The 19,237-nt window shown below is 42.1% G+C and carries 21 protein-coding genes; 13 read left to right on the top strand and 8 right to left on the bottom strand.

Annotation, left to right across the window (positions count from 1 at the left end; genetic code table 11):
* Positions 1–25: 25 nt before the first annotated feature.
* The 3 genes from F6K57_RS11500 to F6K57_RS11490 all read right to left on the bottom strand — a co-directional run bounded on the left by F6K57_RS11500 (position 26) and on the right by F6K57_RS11490 (position 1,252).
* The gene (locus F6K57_RS11500; RefSeq protein WP_293067593.1) at positions 26–187 is read right to left on the bottom strand and encodes a hypothetical protein; all 162 of its coding nucleotides are present in this window, start codon (positions 185–187) and stop codon (positions 26–28) included.
* Entirely contained in the window at positions 150–593 is a 444-nt protein-coding gene (locus F6K57_RS11495) for a DoxX family protein (RefSeq protein ID WP_293067590.1), read from the bottom strand. The genes F6K57_RS11500 and F6K57_RS11495 overlap by 38 nt, the downstream gene beginning before the upstream one ends.
* A 122-nt stretch (positions 594–715) precedes the next feature.
* Positions 716–1,252, bottom strand: a complete 537-nt coding sequence (locus F6K57_RS11490; protein ID WP_293022244.1) for a hypothetical protein — start codon at positions 1,250–1,252, stop codon at positions 716–718.
* A 200-nt stretch (positions 1,253–1,452) separates the two neighbouring features.
* Here F6K57_RS11490 and F6K57_RS11485 point away from each other — a divergent pair, with 200 nt between their 5' ends.
* The 10 genes from F6K57_RS11485 (at position 1,453) to F6K57_RS11440 (ending at position 11,346) form a co-directional block, all read left to right on the top strand.
* Positions 1,453–2,409, top strand: coding sequence for a YihY/virulence factor BrkB family protein (locus F6K57_RS11485; protein WP_293022246.1), 957 nt, complete (start codon positions 1,453–1,455; stop codon positions 2,407–2,409).
* Positions 2,410–2,701: 292 nt separating this feature from the next.
* Complete coding sequence (locus F6K57_RS11480) at positions 2,702–3,178, top strand: DUF4112 domain-containing protein (protein WP_293067587.1); 477 nt, start codon at positions 2,702–2,704, stop codon at positions 3,176–3,178.
* Positions 3,179–3,224: 46 nt separating this feature from the next.
* A complete protein-coding gene (locus F6K57_RS11475; RefSeq protein ID WP_293067584.1) occupies positions 3,225–3,554 on the top strand; it encodes a CU044_2847 family protein in 330 nt (109 codons plus the stop codon).
* A 25-nt stretch (positions 3,555–3,579) separates the two neighbouring features.
* Complete coding sequence (locus tag F6K57_RS11470; protein ID WP_293067581.1) at positions 3,580–4,443, top strand: trypsin-like peptidase domain-containing protein; 864 nt, start codon at positions 3,580–3,582, stop codon at positions 4,441–4,443.
* Positions 4,444–4,458: 15 nt separating this feature from the next.
* A complete protein-coding gene (locus F6K57_RS11465) occupies positions 4,459–5,460 on the top strand; it encodes a hypothetical protein (RefSeq protein WP_293067578.1) in 1,002 nt (333 codons plus the stop codon).
* Positions 5,461–5,463: 3 nt separating this feature from the next.
* A complete protein-coding gene (locus F6K57_RS11460; RefSeq protein WP_293022251.1) occupies positions 5,464–6,429 on the top strand; it encodes a MoxR family ATPase in 966 nt (321 codons plus the stop codon).
* A gap of 595 nt (positions 6,430–7,024) precedes the next feature.
* Positions 7,025–8,077, top strand: coding sequence for a VWA containing CoxE family protein (locus tag F6K57_RS11455; protein ID WP_293067575.1), 1,053 nt, complete (start codon positions 7,025–7,027; stop codon positions 8,075–8,077).
* Between the two features lie 5 nt (positions 8,078–8,082).
* Entirely contained in the window at positions 8,083–9,765 is a 1,683-nt protein-coding gene (locus F6K57_RS11450) for a formylglycine-generating enzyme family protein (protein ID WP_293067572.1), read from the top strand.
* A 244-nt stretch (positions 9,766–10,009) separates the two neighbouring features.
* Entirely contained in the window at positions 10,010–10,621 is a 612-nt protein-coding gene (locus tag F6K57_RS11445; RefSeq protein ID WP_229415184.1) for a transposase, read from the top strand.
* A 26-nt stretch (positions 10,622–10,647) separates the two neighbouring features.
* Entirely contained in the window at positions 10,648–11,346 is a 699-nt protein-coding gene (locus F6K57_RS11440; RefSeq protein ID WP_293067568.1) for a hypothetical protein, read from the top strand.
* A 155-nt stretch (positions 11,347–11,501) separates the two neighbouring features.
* Here the strand turns inward: F6K57_RS11440 and F6K57_RS11435 are convergent, their stop codons facing one another.
* Positions 11,502–11,645 carry a hypothetical protein gene (locus F6K57_RS11435; RefSeq protein WP_293067565.1) on the bottom strand — a complete coding sequence of 48 codons (144 nt, stop codon included), beginning with the start codon at positions 11,643–11,645 and terminating at the stop codon, positions 11,502–11,504.
* Between F6K57_RS11435 and F6K57_RS11430 the strand changes: the two genes are divergently transcribed.
* From F6K57_RS11430 to F6K57_RS11420, 3 genes are all read left to right on the top strand, one after another.
* Positions 11,639–12,526 (top strand): formylglycine-generating enzyme family protein, encoded by an 888-nt coding sequence (locus F6K57_RS11430; RefSeq protein ID WP_293067562.1) that lies wholly within the window; start codon positions 11,639–11,641, stop codon positions 12,524–12,526. The two genes, F6K57_RS11435 and F6K57_RS11430, sit on opposite strands and share 7 nt — an antisense overlap.
* Positions 12,527–12,850: 324 nt before the next feature.
* Entirely contained in the window at positions 12,851–13,957 is a 1,107-nt protein-coding gene (locus F6K57_RS11425) for an exostosin (RefSeq protein ID WP_293067559.1), read from the top strand.
* Positions 13,958–14,326: 369 nt separating this feature from the next.
* On the top strand, positions 14,327–14,479 hold the full coding sequence (locus tag F6K57_RS11420) for a helix-turn-helix transcriptional regulator (protein WP_293067556.1): 153 nt from the start codon (positions 14,327–14,329) through the stop codon (positions 14,477–14,479).
* 125 nt (positions 14,480–14,604) lie between these two features.
* Here F6K57_RS11420 and F6K57_RS11415 read toward each other — a convergent pair whose 3' ends face one another.
* The 4 genes from F6K57_RS11415 to F6K57_RS11400 form a co-directional block, all read right to left on the bottom strand.
* A complete protein-coding gene (locus F6K57_RS11415) occupies positions 14,605–15,117 on the bottom strand; it encodes a DUF433 domain-containing protein (RefSeq protein ID WP_364302386.1) in 513 nt (170 codons plus the stop codon).
* Between the two features lie 268 nt (positions 15,118–15,385).
* Positions 15,386–17,203 (bottom strand): DUF262 domain-containing protein, encoded by a 1,818-nt coding sequence (locus F6K57_RS11410; RefSeq protein ID WP_293067553.1) that lies wholly within the window; start codon positions 17,201–17,203, stop codon positions 15,386–15,388.
* A 173-nt stretch (positions 17,204–17,376) separates the two neighbouring features.
* The gene (locus F6K57_RS11405; protein WP_293067550.1) at positions 17,377–17,607 is read right to left on the bottom strand and encodes an addiction module protein; all 231 of its coding nucleotides are present in this window, start codon (positions 17,605–17,607) and stop codon (positions 17,377–17,379) included.
* Between the two features lie 212 nt (positions 17,608–17,819).
* Positions 17,820–19,064, bottom strand: coding sequence for an ATP-binding protein (locus F6K57_RS11400; RefSeq protein ID WP_293067548.1), 1,245 nt, complete (start codon positions 19,062–19,064; stop codon positions 17,820–17,822).
* Positions 19,065–19,237 lie beyond the last annotated feature (173 nt).

The following is a 19,237-nucleotide window of genomic DNA, read 5'->3' as shown; positions in this document are numbered from 1 at the left end:
TTAGTTTGGGATTAATTTGGTATCTTTAAATACTTTTTTTATCATTGTCTTGATGAATTTGCTCATCTGATTCCCCATCTCCCCATCTCCCCAAACCTCCCGACTCCCGACTCCCGACTCCCGACTCCCGACTCCCGACTCCCGACTCCCTAAAACCGAGATCGACGTAAGATTCTCCGCCAGCCATTCTTTAATGACAAGGGGAACTGGATTCGATCCCAGACACTGCGGTTATCAAAGCTAACTGGTCCTGAACCAAAGGTTGCTACCATCAATAATCCACCGATTAGTCCTAGATTTTTCAGAAATTGAATTTCTTGCATTTGATTAGAGAAATCTGTGTGAAAAATCAAGGTCGTGGGAATTAAAAATCCAATTAGCGCTAATGCTCCCCAACGAGCTTTATAGCCTAGTAATACGGATAATCCACCCCCCAACAGTATAATGATGGTGGGAATAATCAGTATACCGGGAACCCCTTTGGATTCCATCAATTGTTGAGTATAGGTTGGGTTAAGTAGTTTATCGATACCAGCTTTAATAAAAATAGCACAAAGGCATATCCGCCCTAGGAGTGGAATGTATTTTTTCATGATTTCCAGGTTTTTTTATCAGCGCTATAACGCTATATTATAGGAAATGGAAAAGCTGAAGCTAAGCTATCAGCTATCAGCTATCAGCTATCAGCTATCAGCTATCAGCTATCAGCATATGCTTACCAACTATCTTCATTGTCGAAGCTGGGGAGATCGGGAGATGGGGAAGACTCGCTCACGGTAACCTCCTCTACCTGGGACGGTTTACTCTTTCTTTCCTTAGCCAGTTGCTCAACAGTATCACTAATCACAACCGTTAAGTTTTCCCGGGTTTGAGCATGGTTGGCTTGCTCAGTCTTTAAGGCATCAATTAAGCGATCGCGTTCTGCCATGACCGACTTAAGGGTTGCCCTTAATTCCTCAACCGTTTGCAGTTGTTCCAGATTCTGCTCAATACTCGATACCTTCTCCAGTTGATCTGATTTGAGTTGAAATCCGTCTTGTTGTAATTTTTGCAGTTGAGCCTTGAGAGTTTCGATTTGCTCTTGAGCGAGTTGGCTTTCTATACGCCTTTGCTGAGCTTCAGTATTATATAACTGACGCCAATGAGCTGCACTTTTATCCGCAGCCTGGCACTCTTTAATGCTATCGGCCAGCTGCTGCTTCAGTTCCTTGATTTGGGCTAACCATTCGGTAAGCGACCCATTGTTGCTCATCAACAACTACTCCATCGGCTATGGCACTGATCAAATAAAATATAATCAAATTTAATCACGGTTGAGGGGGTGTGGTTAACGGTCAACTGTCAATAAAATAGTAAAGTGTGTCGATTGAACTACTGAACACTAGTAATGGGCAAACTATAGGTAAAATTGGCAAATTAATTCATAGCAAGCCCCTGTAGAAATCAGAACCTATGCTATCTAAGCGTTTTTTTCTTTTCTTCCGTTTCTTTGGTTACCTGAATCTGGTAACCCTCAGGGAGACTTTCACCCGTGCGATGGAACGTCGCTTAATGGGTCTATCTGCTGAAATGGCATATAACGCCATGTTAGCTCTGTTTCCAGCAATTTTGGCAATTCTGACAGCGATTGGCTTGTTTGAATATTCCTTACAATTAACCTGGTACCACCACCCTCCCGAGCTGAGTGAAGTGGCACAGAATGAAGCTCTGAGAATGATGAAGGAAGTGGGTCCGGCTCAGGCACTGGAGCCGATTGAGAAATTTACCGAGCAGATTCACCTCAGCACCAATAGCAGTCTATTTTCCCTGAGTTTTATCATAGCCATTTGGGTATCTTCTGGGGCACTGAGTGCAGCGATGAATGCCCTTGATCACATCCACAACATTCCCCGAGAGCAACAACGACCCTTTTGGAAAGCTAAGTTGATTTCTCTGGGCTTAACCATTGGTAGTATCATACTGCTGGTGATTGCCTCTTTTTTGGTATTTATCAGTCACTGGGTGCTAAAAACAGTCGTTGATACGAGTGGATATTCAATCTTGTTGACACTATGGAGTATGTTGACCTGGCCCGTAGCCTTGAGTATGGTGGCGGCATCCTTTGCCTTTATCTATCGCTACGGACCAAGCCGTTGGCAGATCGGAACACCGATATTGCCAGGAGCAGTTTTAGCAGCCATTTCCTGGGCAGTGGCTTCAGGGTTGTTTCGGCACTACGTTGGTGCCAATTTCACCAATTACAACAAAGTCTATGGTACTGTAACAGCTGTGATTATCTTACAGGTTTGGCTTTACATGACTTCTCTGGTACTGTTATTAGGGGACCAGTTGAATGTGATAGTAGGAGAAGCAATACAAGCATCCCATCGGAGACCTAGACCAAGAAAATTAGCCAAGGCAAAAAAATAATCATATGAGCTGAAACACTTTTGAGAATTAAGAATTGAGAATTGAGAATGAAGAATTGAGAATGAAGAATGAAGAATGAAGAATGAAGAATTAAGAATGAAGAATTAAGAATTAAGAATTGAGAATTAAGAATTAAGAATTAAGAATTAAGAATTAAGAATTTACCATTCTGCCTTATCCGTTCAACATTCAACATTCAACATTCAACCTTCAACATTCAACCTTCAACCTTCAACATTCAACCAAACAACCTTCAACATTCAACCAAACAACCTTCAACCTATTAAACCCCATGAGGAATGATCGCAAAACATCGACCTTAAGGCGTGTACGTCGGGTAAGCTACCTACTGGATAATGCTATTCCTATCCCTGGAACACGTTATCGGATTGGTTTAGATCCCATCATCGGTCTGTTACCAGGGGGTGGTGATTTTGTGGGAACTATCATTTCATCATACATTGTGGTAGAAGCAGCACGACTGGGAGTGTCTCGATCTACTTTGGTGGAGATGGTGCTAAATATCCTTCTTGAAACAGTTACTGGGTCTGTACCGGTCTTAGGGGATCTGGTGGATGCAGCGTGGAAGGCAAATGTAAAAAATGTTGAGCTGTTAGAGAAAGAATTAAATGTATCATCATCAGCACCACAAAAATCCGATTGGTTGTTTCTGATCTTACTGTTGTCAGGGTTGGCTGTAGTTTTGGTAGTTGCTGTGGGGATTAGTCTTGCGATCGCAGCCTGGGTGATCAGGACAATTACTAGCTGATCAACAATGTCTGGGGTTGCTGAATGGAAGTAAAAAGACACAAACTATGGCAGAAAAACAATTAGCGCAATTTTCCCTAGCGGATGGAACTACATTTTTGGTAGAAGTGGAAAAACCAGAAAGCCGTGGTATTGAGCGAGTCAGCCTGGGAGGAAAACAAGTCCTCAAGGCACGGCAGACCTTTGAAGAAGCTCTAGATCAAATCAAACCGGTTGCTTCTGCGGTGATCACCAAATTGCGCGACCTCAACCAACCCGCCGATGAAGTGGAAGTAAAATTTGGTTTGAAATTAACGGCGGATGCGGGAGCTGTGTTTGCCTCTGTGGGTGGCGAAGTGAGCTATGAAATTACCTTAAAATGGAGTAATAAGAATTAGGCCAAGTAGAGGATAAATTAAATCAATGGATATTAATGGCCATAAGACATCAATTATTCGGCTCTTTAATAAATACCAAGAACTAGTTGGTATGGGCTTTTTGGTATCGGAACACTATGCCTTAACCTGTGCTCATGTCGTAGCAGAGGCATTGTTAATTGATAGCACGACACAGAGCCGCCCTGAGGGAGAAATAAAGGTTAATTTTCCTTTACTTAATTCCAAAGATAAATTTCCGGCGAGGGTTGTTTGCTGGCATCCTGTATCCCCTTTAGAAGATTCCGAAGAAGCGATAGAAGATATTGCTGTTTTGAAGCTTGATAACCTTCCTGCTTCTGCTCACCCGACTCGCCTGCTGTTATCGGAAAATCTTGCAACTAATCCATTTACAGTATTTGGCTGTCCAGCAGGAGTTCCTAATGGGGGTTGGGCAAATGGGGTATTGTCAGAACAAAATGCTAAACAATGGATTCAACTGGAAGATACTAAGGTAAGTGGATACGCGATTGAACCAGGATTTAGTGGTTCTCCGGTTTGGGATGAAAAATTACAGGGAGTGGTGGGGATGGTAGTTGCCGCAGACCGCAAGCGAGAAACGGCAAAAGTTGCGTTTATGATTCCGACACAAATTTTATTCAAAGCTTGGTCACAGTTGGAGTCAATTGTGATCCGAACTCAGGAAATAGAAAAGCCAGTTAAGCCAGGTTTGTTACCTGCTAAGAAAAAGTTTCTCGAACAACGAAAGAGAGAGTTGGAAGAAAACGTCGAAGCGGTCAGAAAGCAAATGGGGTTTACGTCAGATTTAGATAAATCTCGAAATTTGGAACAAAAAATAACTTTCTATTTTGAAAAAATAGAAGAAATTGACAGAGAGCTTGGGGGTTTTTAGATAAAAATTTCAAAAATGACAACTAGCACAGAAATCGAAAATCTACAAAAAATTTGTAATCTATGGAATCAACGCATTGAAGATGTCATAAAAGAGATGAGTTTCACTTCAGAGCTGGATCAGCTGGAAAATTTAGATAGAAAGTTTCAGTACTACTCTGAACAACTCAAAAAGTTCGAGAATAAACTCAATTTATTAAAAACTAAGAGCGATTCCTCCGCTAGTCCTAATCCACAACATACTATTTCTAATAAAATATCTAAAATTAACTTCCATAACCAAAAAAAAATCGTCAATTATATTCTAGACAATTGTTTAGGTGAACAAGGAGGCTTGGCTTTATTTTTACTTGACAATACCTCCTTGATGCGAGGAGATTTATGTGTTGCAGAAATTCAATACTATCTTAGTAGCAAAAGTTATGGTAAACTTAAGTATTGTCCTATAGACCCCTTCTTAAGACCTGATATTTCCGATGAGCGAAGTTTGCTAAATGCGATCGCGGATTATTTTAAGCCAATTGAACCTCATCCCAATGATCAACAATACATCCATAAAATTATTGAGAAGATCGGTGACAGTGTACAGGGAGGAAGCATTGTTTTTTTTTATTTTACCAATTGGGATTCTCTTACCGAAAATGACGATAGACTTTTATCTTGGTTTATTGAGTATTTTTGGAAGTCTTTGAAGCAAAAACATCAAGATATTTCCCAGGATTACTCTTGGGTTAAGTTTTTGTTGTTTTGTTCTATAAGTTCAATCATCCCTGAATCTTATCAAAAGCTGAGTTATTGTTGTAATTACAACGATTTTGATAGTTTAAAAATAATCAAATTGCCTTTGAGTAAATGGAAAGAAAGTGATATTGATCATTGGCTTCAACAAGTCTATGGATTATCTAAACCAAAAAGCAAAAAAATAGCCAGAACAATTTATAAATCATCTAATCGTGGTATTCCTAGTACAGTTTGCTCAAAATTAGAACAATATTTAGCTAAATTAGTAAAGGAATAGTTAATGAATCCTCCTAAATACATCTTCCAGGGCAATCCAAAACATCGACCTAAACAATGTCATCCAGATTCTCCCACAGAATTAGAACCCTATATTGCAGACAGCGAATTAATTGAAGCCGTAAATTTGGCAATTTTCCTCCAAAGACCCCTGTTAATTGAAGGAGAAGCGGGATGTGGTAAAACCAGATTAGCAGTAGCAGTGGCTTATGAATTAGGGTTGCCCTTTTATCGCTGGGATATTCGCTCAACCACGAAAGTCCAAGAGGGATTATATGAATACGATGCGATTTTGCGCTTGCATGATGTCCAAACCCAAAACTTAACCCCGTCTATTAATCCGAAAACTGGACAACCGAGAAATCCTCAAGAACCAAAAGATTACCGTGAACTAGGTCCCCTGGGAAAAGCCTTTAAATCCCACGACTATCCGGCAGTGTTGCTAATTGATGAAATTGACAAGGCTGATGTAGATTTCCCCAATGATTTACTGTCGATATTGGATAAACCTTGGAAATTTTTTATTCGGGAAACAGGAGAAACGATAGAGGCTAATCAAGAGCAATTGCCAATTATCATTATTACCAGTAATAAAGAAAAAGGCAGTCTCCCCTCTCCCTTCTTACGCCGCTGTTTATATCACTATGTGCGTTTCCCTAGTCAACCGGAAGAGTTAGAGAAAATTGTCAAGGTTCACTATCAACAGAAACAGAAACCAGAGACCATGGCAATGCCCAAATCTGATTTAGTGACGACTGCGATCGCTAAATTTTTAAAGATACGAGAGGATAAAAGTCTTTTTAAACCTCCGGGGACCAGTGAGTTTCTGGATTGGCTGGCTGCCTTACATCACTTTAAATCGGAACCCTATGCTGTGACTAAACTCCAGCAAGACAATACAATTCCCTATCGAGATTTAGTCTTTAAATTGCGGCAAGATTGGCAAAATCCCAATTATGCAGGTTCATGATACCAATTTCCTTTAATGAGGCTACAGATCAGATCCCCCCTAGCCCCCCTTGAAAAAGGGGGGAACTGGAGTTAAAGTCCCTCTTTTTAAAAGGGTAAACTGAAGTTAAAGTCCCCCTTGTTAAGGAGAACTGGAGTTAAAGTCCCCCTTGTTAAGGAGAACTGGAGTTAAAATCCCCCTTGAAAAAGGGGGGAACTGGACTTAAAGTCCCTCTTGTTAAGGAGAACTGGAGTTAAAATCCCCCTTGTTAAGGAGAACTGGAGTTAAAATCCCCCTTGTTAAGGAGAACTGGACTTAAAGTCCCCCTTGTTAAGGAGAACTGGAGTTAAAATCCCCCTTTAAAAAGGGGGGAACTCGACTTAAAGTCCCTCTTGTTAAGGAGAACTGGAGTTAAAATCTCCCTTTAAAAAGGGGGAAAATCGACTTAAAGTCCCCCTTTAAAAAGGGTAAAACTCGACTTAAAGTCCCCCTTTAAAAAGGGGGGAACTCGAATTAAAGTCCCCCTTTAAAAAGGGGGGAACTCGACTTAAAGTCCCCCTTGTTAAGGGGGATTTAGGGGGATCTTCTACGTGTTACACTGTCTTATGAAATTGGTATGACTAACGTTAATCCCCACCCTCTGTTAACTCGCCTGTTTTACCGGTTGCGCCGGGATGGGTTTGCTTTGGGAATTAATGAATATTTAGCTGCCTTACAAGCTATGGAGGGCGGCTGGGGAGTGCAGGATGCTAATGCTCTCAAAAAACTGCTGCGATCGCTTTGGTGTCATTCCCTAGCCCAACAAGACCATTTAGACGTCATTTTTCGTTCCATTAGCGCAGAAGAAAGCCAAGAGAAGGCAAAACCAAGGGAAATTCCCTCAGAATCCCCCGAATCATCGTCCTCCCCTAAGAATCCTCCTCCTGTTTCCCCTGGGGAACAAGTTCCATCGATGGTAGACTCTCCGACTCCAGTTCCTGAATTATCCTTACTGCCGGTCAAATCATCAATCAATTTATTAGAACACACAGAAGACTGGGATTTCCAAGCTTATTATCCCATTTCTCGCAGGTATATGGTTTATAGCTGGCGTTATTTGCGGCGGATGGTGGCAGATGGTAGAGAAGATGTTCTGGATGTGGAAGGGACAATTGCCAAGGTCTGCCAACAGGGATTTTTTTTAAAGCCGAAATACAGCCGAAGGGAGCAAAATCACGCTGATTTGCTCTTGTTGCTGGATCAGGAAGGCTCAATGACTCCCTTTCACCGCTTTACGCGAGATTTAGTCGAAACCGCCCAAGACGAAAGTAATATCCATCGGGTGCGAGTGGGCTATTTCCACAATGTTCCACCAGAGTATGTTTATAAAGACCCTTATCTAACCGAAAAGGTAAAGTTTGAGTGGATTTTGGCAGAGTCTGATGGGGATACCAGTGTTTTAATTGTCAGCGATGGGGGAGCAGCTCGTGGCGATCGCCGTTCCGAAAGATTTTCAGCAACGGCTGAAGTTTTGTGGCACATTAGACAGCATACCAAGTTAATTGCCTGGTTGAATCCCGTTCCCTCTGAACGCTGGCAGGGAAGCACTGCCCAATTTATCGCTCATTTAGTACCAATGTACCCTCTGGATCCTCATGGGTTAAATCAAGCGATCGCACAGATTCGTTAAGATCTATGACAACTTCCTCATCTGACCAATTAACCGAAGAAATAGCCAAGCAACAAGTTGAACGGTTTGTGGCCAGGTTTGAACCCAACTATCGCTATCTAGCTTGTCATTGCGCTTTGCCCTTGGTCTTGACTCCGGAATTGGTCAACTATATCCGAGTGCAATTTTTACTCAACGAGGAAGTGCCTTGGATAGCAGAAGCGGATTTACTGTTGTCGGAGTTGTGCCGTCCAGTTGGTTATGAATTATATGCCATGACTCCGGCAGTACGGTCTCATTTATTGGCACAATTTGAAACAGAAGAATTTCAGCACAAATTTGGTACAAATCGCCTCAAATCCGTTGCCCAATTGCTGATGGACTACGTGACTTATTTAATGGGAACCCATCCCCCTAGCCGACAGGGAGAATTCCAGGCACAACAATGGGCAGCCATGGTGTATTTAGATCAACATCGCACTCAAGCAGAAGAAGAGATTGCTAAAGCCCTACAAGGATTGGTTAACCGAGGAAAAAATGGACAGGCAGAATTAGCCCGATTACAGCGTTTAATTCAAGAATTTAGACCCCAGTTGAGTCAATATGACTCCTTAATGAAATTTGCTGAATCCCTGGGAATCTGGCTCAACGGTAAAATTCCCCCTGATGCTAGTCAATCCTATGGTGTTCATGGGGTAAACCTTAGCCTTAATCAAGTCACTCAGCTTGAAGGTTTTCCACCCATGCAAACCTTTGAATGTGAGGTGGTAATCATTGGGCTGGGAGCAGAAACAGAGATATTCCCAGAGATTGAGCTAGAACCTTTTGAGTTTGAAGTGGCAACTATTGAGTTGAAACCAACACCCTGGTGGTTCACAACAAAAATAGAACCAATCATCAAGAGTCATCAGCAACAAGCTGATGGTTTTACCGAAGACTTAGGTAATGGAGTTGACCTAGAGATGGTAGCCATTCCTGAAGGGAGCTTTATAATGGGTTCCCCAGAAACCGAAGAGGGGCATAGAGACAGTGAAAGTCCCCAGCATCAAGTCGCGGTTAAATCCTTCTTTATGGGTAAATACCCAGTGACCCAAGCCCAATGGCAAGCCGTGGCCGCCCTAACCCAAGTCAACAGAGAACTTAAACCCAATCCATCCTATTTTAAAGGGGATGACCGACCTGTAGAGAGAGTCTCCTGGGATGATGCGGTGGAATTTTGTGAGCGGCTGTCTGAGTATACCAAACGCCCTTATCGCTTGCCCAGTGAAGCCCAGTGGGAGTATGCCTGTAGAGCCGGAACAACGACTCCGTTTCATTTTGGTGAGACAATTACAACCGACCTAGCTAACTATGATGGCAACTATACTTATGGCTCTGGTTCCAAAGGCAAATATGTTCAGGAAACAACCCCAGCGGGTAGTTTTGGGGTAGCCAATGACTTTGGACTCTACGATATGCATGGGAATGTGTGGGAGTGGTGTGCAGACCATTGGCACTCAAACTATAAAGGTGCGCCGACAGATGGCAGTGCCTGGGAAGATGAGTCTATAAATAATAACGATAATGATAATATATCCCGGCTGTTGCGGGGCGGTTCTTGGCGCAGCGACCCTGGATTCTGCCGTTCTGGGTCTCGCCCCTTCTATGATCCGGTCCTCAGGCGCAGCGGCAGCAAGTTTGGTTTTCGTGTGGTGTGTGGGTGTGCGTAGAACCACTGGCAAGATGCCAGTTCCACTTGTAGAATCACTGGCAAGATGCCAGTTCCACAATTAATCATATATCACTGGCAAGATGCCAGTTCGACAATGGATATGTGAAGAGAACTTAACCAAACCCAACCGAGCTTATGAAGCACCAATCAGCGGGAACAGGCTTCGAGGCTGTCTTAAGGCAACATTAATGATTATAACTAGCAAGATGCTGGCAGTAACATACTCTGTAGAAATGTAACTAATGACTACCCCCAACCCTCTATCCTCTGGGGCAAAGGCTTCCAGGCTGTCTCAACCGAATATTAATGATTATGACTGGCAAGATTATCGTTCAATGAATTATACCAGTTATACCAGTTTCAGAAAGTCTCCAAATATTAAAATTAGCAAAAGAAATCTTCCTCACTGGGAATTAGCAGGAGCAATTTACTTTGTGACTTTTAGTACTTGGCAAAAGCTAGAGTTGACCCCAGAAGCCAGACAGGTAGTTCTAGATTCCTGTTTATTCTTCAATAACCAAAGGTACAAAACCTATGCTGTTGTAATTATGCCAGATCATGTGCATTGGTTAATGCAGCCTTTACCAAAATCAGATCAGAAATATTGGACCTTAGGTAGTATTATCCACAGCATTAAAAGCTATAGTTCTAAACAAGTTGCTAAAGTAATGAATCATATCGGTATTGTTTGGCAAGACGAGCGATATGATCGCATTATGCGAGATGAAAGAGAATTTTTAGAGACATGGAACTATATCAGAGAAAATCCTGTAAAAGCTAATTTATCTGAGATTGCTGAAAGATATCCTTTCTTCTGGCAAATGGATAGTGTAGAGAAGTCTTCTGTAAAATAATCTATGGTGGAACAGGCTTCCAGCCTGTGTCAAGAACTGTGTGTGTGGTGGAACAGGCTTCCAGCCTGTGTCAAGAACTGTGTGTGTGGTGGAACAGGCTTCCAGCCTGTGTCAAGAACTGTGTGTGTGGTGGAACAGGCTTCCAGCCTGTATCAAGAACTGTGTGTGTGGTGGAACAGGCTTCCAGCCTGTGTCAAGAACTGTGTGTGTGGTGGAACAGGCTTCCAGCCTGTGTCAAGAACTGTGTGTGTGGTGGAACAGGCTTCCAGCCTGTATCAAGAACTGTGTGTGTGGTGGAACAGGCTTCCAGCCTGTGTCAAGAACTGTGTGTGTGGTGGAACAGGCTTCCAGCCTGTGTCAAGAACTGTGTGTGTGGAACAGGCTTCCAGCCTGTATCAAGAACTGTGTGTGTGGAACAGGCTTCCAGCCTGTATCAAGAACTGTGTGTGTGGAACAGGCTTCCAGCCTGTGTCAATTGGTGGAACAGGCTTCCAGCCTGTGTCAATTGGTGGAACAGGCTTCCAGCCTGTGTCAAGAACTGTGTGGTGGAACAGGCTTCCAGCCTGTATCAATCTCCATCAAACAATAATCTTAGTCACTGGCAAGATGTAATCATCTTGGTCACTGGCAAGATGCCAGTTCCACAATTAATCATATATCACTGGCAAGATGCCAGTTCCACAATTAATCATATATCACTGGCAAGATGCCAGTTCCACAATTAATCATATATCACTGGCAAGATGCCAGTTCCACAATTAATCATATATCACTGGCAAGATGCCAGTTCCACAATTAATCATATATCACTGGCAAGATGCCAGTTCCACAATTAATCATATATCACTGGCAAGATGCCAGTTCCACAATTAATCATATATCACTGGCAAGATGCCAGTTCTACACAAGATGCCAGTTCTACACAAGATGCCAGTTCTACACAAGATGCCAGTTCTACACAAGATGCCAGTTCTACACAAGATGCCAGTTCTACATCAGTTAAACAAAACAATAGTGATGGCACAAACAAGTAAAGAACAACAGCAATCAAAACTTAATATAAAACGCCATCGGCGACAAATTCAGTACTTTGCTGAAGACTTGGGAAATGGTATCACCTTGGACATGGTTGCCATCCCCGGTGGTACTTTCCTCATGGGTTCCCCAGAAACAGAAGAGGGGCATACAGATAGTGAAAGTCCCCAGCATCAAGTCACCGTTAAATCCTTCTTTATAGGCAAATACCCAGTGACCCAAGCCCAATGGCAAGCGGTCGCTGCCCTAACCCAAGTCAACAGAGAACTTGAACCCGATCCATCCCATTTTAAAGGGGAAGACCGACCTGTTGAGGGAGTCTCTTGGGATGATGCGGTGGAGTTTTGTGAGCGGCTGTCCCAGTATACGAAACGCCCTTATTGCTTGCCCAGTGAAGCCGAGTGGGAGTATGCCTGTAGAGCCGGAACAAGTACTCCGTTTCATTTTGGCGAGACGATTACTACAGAGTTTGCTAATTACAATGGAACAGATGATCAAGAGGGTCGTTGGAAAGGATCTTATGGTAATGGGCCATTAGGGATTTATCGTAGAAAAACCACCCCAGTAGGAAGTTTTGGACTAGGCAATGACTTTGGACTCTACGATATGCATGGGAATGTTTGGGAGTGGTGTGCAGACCATTGGCATGATAACTATGAAGATGCACCGACAGATGGCACTGCCTGGCAAGATGAACCGGATAGTAATAATGAAAATGATAATAAACATCGGCTGTGGCGGGGTGGTTCCTGCTACACCTTGCCTAAAAACTGCCGTTCTGGGTCTCGCGGCGTCTTTAATCCGGGCTTGAGGCACCTCGTCGGCAATATTGGTTTTCGTGTGGTGTGTGCCCAGGAGTGGACTCAGTAACCCTATGCCCTTTTCCCTCTGTAGAACAGGCTTCCAGCCTGTGATAGGCAGGCAAATTTTTTGGTATGGCAGTTGAAGTAACGGTTAAGACATATTTCTGCTGCGAAGCTCCGTATTCCCTAAGAACTTTCAAGACTAAATAATTTGGCAAAAAGGCATGGATATAGCCTAAAAGTGTGATTTAATGACGTCTAAAGTGTTAGAGGGGTTTTTTAGCTATTAGGTGAGCTTGACCTTGGCGAATTAAATTCACCACGGGTCGCACCTGAGGTACACAGGATTTTTTCCCTGTTCCCTATTCCCTGTTCCCTAGAGCCTAAAATTATGACGTTGAAAATTTTCTGTGACCAGAACTATCTCCCAGAGGGCATGACCTATGAGGCAATTCTATATCCCTTTTGGGGCAAACCTCCAGAAAATCCTGAGGATCCCATTAGTAGTTGTTTTGACCACTATGTAGAGATTGGAAAGTCTCTATTTAAGATGTCGTCTCTGGAGGAAGCAGATATTGCTATTGTACCAGTTAATTGGGCACTATGGAATTCTGAATTGGAAGATAAAGCCAGACAATTAGCAGAAAACGTTAAATTAGCAGGCAAGCCCTTAATCAGCTTTTTTGGTGGGGCTTCTTCCCATCTTAACTTACCGATTGAAAGTGATTTTGTATTCCGTCACTCCCTCTATCGCTCCCTGAGAAAAAACACCGATTTTACCCTACCTCACTGGAGCGAAGACTTTGTTGAAAACTATCTTGACAACAAAATCAATATCCGCCAAAAACGCTTAAAACCTGTAGTTGGTTTCTGTGGATATGCCGTCAAACCAAATACCAAAACCAATTTAAACGTTTTCTGCTCTAGAGTCAAAAAGAATGTCTTGAACTCGAAAACTAGTATCCCTCCCTATAATTGGGGACATGTGTTAAGACGTCGAGCCCTAGATATCTTAGGCAAAGACCCTAACATAATCACAAACTTTTTGATTAGAGAAAGCCCAGTTTTCTTAAATCAACCGGATTTCAAGTTGAAGCAAAAGCATCGGCTGGAATTTGTGTATAACTTAATAGACAGTGACTATATCTTCTGTTGCCGTGGCTCAGGAAACAATTCCTTTCGTTTCTATGAAGCATTGTGCTGTGGCAGAATTCCAGTTCTTGTAGATACCGATTGTGTGCTTCCCTACGACTTTGACATTGATTGGAAGAAATACTGTGTTTGGATAAAGGAGAATGAACTTCATTTAATTGGCGATAAAATTGCTGAGTTTCACGACAATCTATCATCCCGGGAATTTGTAGATTTACAGTATGAGTGTCGCCGGATTTGGAAAGAACGAGTATCTCCAGAAGGGTTCTTTAGTAATTTCCACCGTCATCTGCCTATAGCAAAGGGAACAGGGAATAGGAAACAGGCAACAGTAGGGTGCATCTGATATAGCGCTACGCGCAAGTCAGAAGTTAGAAGTCAGAAGTCAGAAGTCAAAAGTAAGCTAGGACTATGTTTCGGAGTTTAGGAGCGATGCAGCGCGGTCTTGGGGGTTTCCCCGGAGACAAAACCTTAGATAGTGGAGCCTTTATAGTTAGCAGGTTATGCAGAAAAGGGTTAAATATTTTTTAATAAGGCTCCACTATCTTACGGTAAATTCAAACCACTCGCGCTTTGCATCAAGACAATGTCAAACATCTAAATGCGTAGTGCTATTTTTGTAAAAAAGAAGGGAAGTGTGGGGCGGGGGCGCGGGAATTTTATTATAATTTTTGCCTAATTTCATAAAAGAGAAACTACTAGGTAAGTTTGCACCATGAAAGTCACAACTAAACTAGCACAATTAAGAGCTAATTACGGAAATATCAGTTACGAAGAAATTTCTGAATCTACGGGAATCGATCGGCAACAATTAAGGGAACTAGAAAATGGAGAAGCGAATGCGATGAAGCGAAGCGTTCGCTCTTAGCGGAAGCTTTCACTACCCTCGCTCAACTCTGTGCTTTCTTTCACTGTAGTCCCAACGATTTATTGATAGTAGACTGGGAGGGGGAAGAAATAGCCCCACCTACTGCTGAATAAATAGAGAAAGCTTCACAGATAATCAAACAGGCATTTGCCCGTGCTGAGGCGATGCAACCCCGTTCTCCGGAGGAAATTTGGGATAGTTTTGAAGGGACTATCGAGGGAATTTAATCGATAAAATTGACGCTTGATTTTCCAGGCTTTTAATTTAGCGCGAACCGCTTCTTGTCCAGGTAAGGGAGGTTTTTTAGCAATCTGCTCAAAACGCTCCCGATTTTTTTCTTCCCAATAGTCTCGAATCTCTTGAGCTATCTTCAAAACGGTTTGATACTCCGCTTCTACTTCCCTACGGTGATTATCAATATAGGATAAGGCTGCATCAAGTTGCTCATCAGTTATAGAGAGCCAGTTTCCTATTAATTTGGGTGTCCATCCGGCCTCAAGATGGCCGATGATATCATAAATTGTAATGCGCGTACCTGCTATTGTCAGTCCCCGTTCTGTACGAATAATGGCGGCTTCGCAATTTTGGTGATCGGATACTGGAGTCATGCTCACTTCAGGTGTAGGTTTTGCTTTCATTGTATCTGACAAATAATGTTTAAACCTTGCTGAATCAAGATATGAATATGAGTGGGGTGGGCATCCTGCCCGCCCGGAAAATGAAACGGGCAAGATGCCCGTTCCACAGCAAGATGCCTATTCCAGAAAACTATTAAAATTATCCTGCATTTATGCAACACCCAATTAATTTTTTCCTTACTGAAGAAGGGAAGCGCAATCACAGACTGAACCTATGATAGAAATAGTATCTGTAATTTATAATGTTTAATTGAGATTGCAAGTACTCTCAAGCTTTGTGGAATCGTCTAAATAAATCTGGGAATTCTGTAGGCATAACCTCTTCAACGTTTGACCCAATTCGCTGATAGTATTTGTCGCCATATATAACAGGGTCTCTGCTTGCGCTTAGGCTGAATATGATTACGTCTTTCTCGTAATAACGCACTAGTTTAATATTTCTACCAATATTATTTTGTAAAGACTCTTCAATAGGTTGAGATTTAACTTTTTGTACTAACCATTTGAAAAAGTTATCAAGATTGTCTTTCAGCCTTTCAGCTTCATGACCTATGCCAGTAATTTTGAAGTTTTTATAGTTTCTACTTTCAATACCATATAGTTCCTCAATTCTTCTGGCATCCCTATCAGTATCGGCTACACCAACACACACATAACCAGTTGCCTTAGGTAAGGAATTAGCCATTGCAGTGAGGGTTTTTATAATCTTTTTAAAATTATCGTGATCAAATTCTCCTTTTCCATCTAACTTTGTAAAGCCTTGCTTAAAATCATACAAAGTCTGCTCAGTTTTAGATTGTGTGAGTAATGTCTCAAACTCGATAAGCCAATTATCAGTAGCAGGATCAATCTTTTCTCTCTTCCTGAAAGCATCTCTAATGATGCCTTGCACTGCTCTTATGTTATGAGTCTTGTTAATCGCACTCCACGTACCACCTCTAGTTATATCGATATGTTTTCCGATATTCTTTAGCTTTTTTGCTAGTTTTGCATAGTCGGCAACTTCCATCTTATCAATAAACATTAATTCATACAAACTTAGAAAAATAGTTTGAAAGTATCGAGGAGAGGTTTGAGGACTTGGATCTAATATAAGTTCATTAAATTTTAGACCACATTCATCTAATATTTTGCGAATTTGATCGTAGACTTTAAGAAATTGTTCTTTGATACGTTCAGGATTTTTTTTCTGAATTGTAGTTTCTATATCATCCTTTCTATAACTTGGCTTTAATCCATAATATTGATCTAAAACTTCAGAGCTGCTTTTTGAAACATCTTTATCTTTATCTTTAAATAAGGCTATATATGCAATAAGATCAGCTACTATCTCTTCATCTTTCGATTCTCTAACCATTTCTTTGTTAATAATATTGTTTCTTACCCAAAAAATATCGTCAACTTTTATTCCGTAATCTAAGTTTTTATTTGTAATACTTATATATTTCATGTCATTGAGAAGCAAGATATCTGAAGCAGATGTATCACTTCTTATTTCACTAGATAAAGTTCTCACTAAATCAGGAAAATAAGCAGTTGCTCCAGCAGCTCTTAGCTCCTGTCTAGAAAGATATCTTCCGTTTGAGTTAATTCTTCTAAATATTTCATCAACTTTTTCTTCATCATCAAATGAGTAAACAGAGATAGGCAGTATATAGCTAGCAATTATTTCACAAAAACTCCTCTCTAGAATAGGTTCCTTCTGGTTTAATAAACCTTTGTCGAGACGAGATTTAGACTCCACCATTGTTGCCAGGTCAAAGTACTTGTCATCAATATCGAACTCGCCTTCGATGAAAGAAGTAATCGCATTTAGCCTTTGCATGCCATCTATAATTTCAAAGACAGCAGATTGTTCTCTTTCAGTCTCGGCCAGCAAAATGATAGGTACTGGAAAGCCTTTGAGAATCGAATCTATAAACGCTCTTTTTTCCTCGATTGTCCAAACAAGCTTTCTCTGATATCTTCTATTTACATAGAAAATCTTGTTTATGTAAAAGTTGTAAACTCTTTGAATACTTTCACTTCTTATAGAAAGTTCTCTTTGAACAGAAGAAGCAGGAATATTAATTGGCGAATTAGACATAGCCTAAAGTCCTACCTTGAAACTTGATTAAGTATATATGGCACGTGGCACAGGAAATACCCAACTCTAGGTTAGCTAGGGTTGATGATCGAAAGGACTACTGTTGTTATTTAGCTTTCAGCACCCTTGAACTCTGTTATAGCACTACCAGGCTGCTGGGTGAAAGACATATTTCATGGCTCCAGAAGTCGCCTCACTCTAGCTAACCCTTCCTCTCCAGGAATAGGCTGAAGCATACCACTTCGGATTTCATCTCGACGCTTCTTAGCTTCACCTACCCAAAGTGTTTGCAGTTTCTCGTCTACATCAAACTCAAGACTTTCAACCAGCTTCTCTGCCAACAATGCTCTCCATGCACTGGGCAAAGATAAAGCTTCTTTGATTACTTGCTCAACAGAGACCATAATTTATATCAACTCCGGTTGAATACTGATCATAAAAGTGTGGGGAGATCGGGAGATGGGGAGATTTTTATTAAGGGGAATTATCCTGACATGATATTACTAGAGCATAGATAATACCCAGAGTGTAGCAAAAAAGTAGTAAATATAACACAGAATAAAAATGCTATTGGCCGTAGGCCACGCTACTTGAGGTGCGTCTACTGAATTTGAGATCAACTTAAACGCTGGCAAAGCCATAAAGCAAACAAAGGTAAAGCCAGTCGGTAGCCTTGCTCAGAGCCATAAATTAAACCTTTGTGCTGCAACCCAGCGATCGCTCCTTGGAGAGAACCCCCTCTTGATAGGTAATGCTTCTGAATATAATCTCGACTTTGTGGCTTGTCGGTAGGGTCTAGAGCCAGGGATTCTAAAAGATGGGCTTGATTAGCTGGAAGCAGCATCAGTAATGACTCGAAGACCATGGATAAGTCCGCTAGCAGTTCTTGGATGGCCTGCTGAACATGGCCATCACGAATTAGCCCATCAGACACTCGTACGGACTTGAGGCGTCGCACCAGTGCCGAAGCATCACCGAAGTGCCCTTGCACCGCATTGACAAAGATTTCCAGTGCTTGCGATCGCGGATCGAAGGTCAGCCGTTGGGTATGCAAAACTTCAGTTACCCAAGCCGCAACGACATCATCAGCTAAAGGAGCCAGCTGCACAATTTCCAAATTATTCCTCGGTTCATGGGGATAAATGCTGGTTTCTGCGATTGTTGCCACCAACACATAACTTACCTGAGTCTGACCCTCGATCTGTTTCCGCAAACATTTTTCCCACACCCCATGACGATCCCAAGAGCGAATGTGGGGGAAGCTTTCCAAAATCAACACTACCCGTTCCCCCTCAGATTCAGCTAACTTTTGCAGGAGATCGAGTAATACTTCAAATGCTTTCCGTTGCAGCTCTTTGCTCTGGATCCGAACTGGTTTAAGTTCCTCTGTGCCACTGCCTTCATCTTTCAGGACAAATAATTCCGCTGCCTTACCTTCAATCCAATCTGTCATTACAGCTTGAATCGTCGCCATTGGAAAGGTCTGGTTTATGCTCTCCCACAGCAGTTGCACAAAGCGCTGACCATCGGTAACCCGAATGCAGTCAACCTCCAGGATTTTAACTCCAACTTCCCGTGCCGCCCGCCTTACCAAAGTGCGCCGTCCGCTTCCGGGCACTCCCACAATCAGCAGATTGCCATCACGGGCTAAAACATGAGTGATGCGCTGGAATTGTGCTTGCCGCCCAACCAATTGAAATGGTACTGATAAATCCAAAAGATTCACGGCTAATGCATCCCGATCCCAAGTGTAGACATCCTTCGGCGGCACACCTTCAGTAGTTGGCAAGCCCCCAACTGTATCGCTGGCATCCTCAGGGCTGAGGTTAACCATTGATTTGCCATCAGTCGATTCTGTCATTTGCTATTGCCCGTGTTTTTCCCAATCCCAAGCTCAAAGCAAAACCTTGGTGTGGGATGAGTCTATGGTGTACCTTGGAACTTATCAATAGTGTCAATCGTTCCTAGCACTATTAAAACGTGCTATATATTTTATAGCACTGTTCGACAGTATCATTGTATAAAGATAATTAC

It is taken from the genome of Moorena sp. SIO4A5, assembly GCF_010672005.1.
Classification (GTDB): domain Bacteria; phylum Cyanobacteriota; class Cyanobacteriia; order Cyanobacteriales; family Coleofasciculaceae; genus Moorena.
The sequence above is the reverse complement of the archived record's forward strand: the minus strand, read 5'-3'. Positions and strand labels throughout refer to the sequence as shown.

Coding starts and splice junctions, on each gene's coding strand:
- F6K57_RS11500 (WP_293067593.1), bottom strand. CDS start 187: ATGGCTGGCGGAGAATCTTACGTCGATCTCGGTTTTAGGGAGTCGGGA.
- F6K57_RS11495 (WP_293067590.1), bottom strand. CDS start 593: ATGAAAAAATACATTCCACTCCTAGGGCGGATATGCCTTTGTGCTATT.
- F6K57_RS11490 (WP_293022244.1), bottom strand. CDS start 1,252: ATGAGCAACAATGGGTCGCTTACCGAATGGTTAGCCCAAATCAAGGAA.
- F6K57_RS11485 (WP_293022246.1), top strand. CDS start 1,453: ATGCTATCTAAGCGTTTTTTTCTTTTCTTCCGTTTCTTTGGTTACCTG.
- F6K57_RS11480 (WP_293067587.1), top strand. CDS start 2,702: ATGAGGAATGATCGCAAAACATCGACCTTAAGGCGTGTACGTCGGGTA.
- F6K57_RS11475 (WP_293067584.1), top strand. CDS start 3,225: ATGGCAGAAAAACAATTAGCGCAATTTTCCCTAGCGGATGGAACTACA.
- F6K57_RS11470 (WP_293067581.1), top strand. CDS start 3,580: ATGGATATTAATGGCCATAAGACATCAATTATTCGGCTCTTTAATAAA.
- F6K57_RS11465 (WP_293067578.1), top strand. CDS start 4,459: ATGACAACTAGCACAGAAATCGAAAATCTACAAAAAATTTGTAATCTA.
- F6K57_RS11460 (WP_293022251.1), top strand. CDS start 5,464: ATGAATCCTCCTAAATACATCTTCCAGGGCAATCCAAAACATCGACCT.
- F6K57_RS11455 (WP_293067575.1), top strand. CDS start 7,025: ATGACTAACGTTAATCCCCACCCTCTGTTAACTCGCCTGTTTTACCGG.
- F6K57_RS11450 (WP_293067572.1), top strand. CDS start 8,083: ATGACAACTTCCTCATCTGACCAATTAACCGAAGAAATAGCCAAGCAA.
- F6K57_RS11445 (WP_229415184.1), top strand. CDS start 10,010: ATGACTACCCCCAACCCTCTATCCTCTGGGGCAAAGGCTTCCAGGCTG.
- F6K57_RS11430 (WP_293067562.1), top strand. CDS start 11,639: ATGGCACAAACAAGTAAAGAACAACAGCAATCAAAACTTAATATAAAA.
- F6K57_RS11425 (WP_293067559.1), top strand. CDS start 12,851: ATGACGTTGAAAATTTTCTGTGACCAGAACTATCTCCCAGAGGGCATG.
- F6K57_RS11420 (WP_293067556.1), top strand. CDS start 14,327: ATGAAAGTCACAACTAAACTAGCACAATTAAGAGCTAATTACGGAAAT.
- F6K57_RS11415 (WP_364302386.1), bottom strand. CDS start 15,117: ATGAAAGCAAAACCTACACCTGAAGTGAGCATGACTCCAGTATCCGAT.
- F6K57_RS11410 (WP_293067553.1), bottom strand. CDS start 17,203: ATGTCTAATTCGCCAATTAATATTCCTGCTTCTTCTGTTCAAAGAGAA.
- F6K57_RS11405 (WP_293067550.1), bottom strand. CDS start 17,607: ATGGTCTCTGTTGAGCAAGTAATCAAAGAAGCTTTATCTTTGCCCAGT.
- F6K57_RS11400 (WP_293067548.1), bottom strand. CDS start 19,064: ATGACAGAATCGACTGATGGCAAATCAATGGTTAACCTCAGCCCTGAG.